The sequence below is a fragment of the Dyadobacter sp. 22481 genome, assembly GCF_052044875.1.
GTDB classification, from domain to species: Bacteria; Bacteroidota; Bacteroidia; order Cytophagales; family Spirosomataceae; genus Dyadobacter; species Dyadobacter endophyticus.
The window spans coordinates 1-1,302 of the sequence record NZ_JBQENV010000014.1; the positions used below are offsets into that span (position 1 = coordinate 1).

The window sequence follows — 1,302 nt, forward strand, 5'->3', positions numbered from 1 at the left end:
CAATACCTTCACCCCTGTGAGAATGCTCCCCTACCGATATGTATAAATACAATCGCATAGCTTCGGTAATATGCTTGATGCCCGTTTATTATCGATGCCCGCCCCGCTCGACCAGTGAGCTGTTACGCACTCTTTAAATGTATAGCTGCTTCCAAGCTAACATCCTGGCTGTCTCTGCAGTCGGACCCCCTTAGTTCAACTTAGCATATATTTTGGGACCTTAGCTGATGCTCTGGGTTGTTCCCCTCTCGGACTGGGACCTTAGCACCCCAGCCCTCACTGCCGTGTATATCATGCCCCATTCGGAGTTTGTCAGAATTTGGTAGGATTTGACTCCCCCTAGTCCTATCAGTAGCTCTACCTGAACATGACTCAACCACAACGCTGTTCCTAAAAACATTTCGGGGAGTACGAGCTATTTCTCAGTTTGATTGGCCTTTCACCCCTACCCTCAGTTCATCCGAAAACTTTTCAACGTTTACCGGTTCGGTCCTCCACGATGTGTTACCAGCGCTTCAACCTGACCAAGGGTAGATCACAAAGTTTCGCGTCTACAGCCACTGACTAATCGCCCTATTCAGACTCGCTTTCGCTTCGGCTCCTGTACTTTATACATTAACCTTGCCAGTAACCGTAACTCGTAGGCTCATTATGCAAAAGGCACGCCGTCACCCGAAGGCTCCGACCGCTTGTAAGCGCATGGTTTCAAGTTCTATTTCACCCCGCTGCTCGCGGTACTTTTCACCTTTCCCTCACGGTACTCGTTCACTATCGGTCTCTCAGGAGTATTTAGCCTTGGCGGATGGTGCCGCCGGATTCAGAGGGGATTTCACCGGTCCCCACCTACTCAGGATACTCACTCAGATAAATTCACTGCCTGTACGGGATTCTCACCCTCTATGATTGGCCTTCCCATGCCATTCCAGTTCGCTATTTACCCACTTGGTGAGTCCTACAACCCCACTCTGGCCGTAACCAAAGTGGTTTGGGCTCTTCCGTGTTCGCTCGCCACTACTTACGGAATCATTGTTATTTTCTTCTCCTGCGGGTACTTAGATGTTTCAGTTCCCCGCGTTTGCCCCCCGTAGGGTAATCAGGCTTCACCTGACTGGGTTGCCCCATTCGGATATCTATGGATCAATGCATATGTGCTGCTCCCCATAGCTTTTCGCAGCTTATCACGTCCTTCATCGCCTCTGAGAGCCTAGGTATCCCCCATGCGCCCTTAATTCGCTTGCGCGACTCTATTTTCTTCTCTTCTACTTCTCAATATGTCAATGAACTCGTTACCGGATCTTTTTA

1 rRNA gene is annotated in these 1,302 nt (G+C 49.7%); it reads right to left on the reverse strand.

The features are described 5' to 3' along the window. Nucleotides 1-1,239: ribosomal RNA gene (locus ACTJJJ_RS31720) — 23S ribosomal RNA — on the reverse strand; the annotation flags it as partial. Nucleotides 1,240-1,302: the final 63 nt, after the last annotated feature.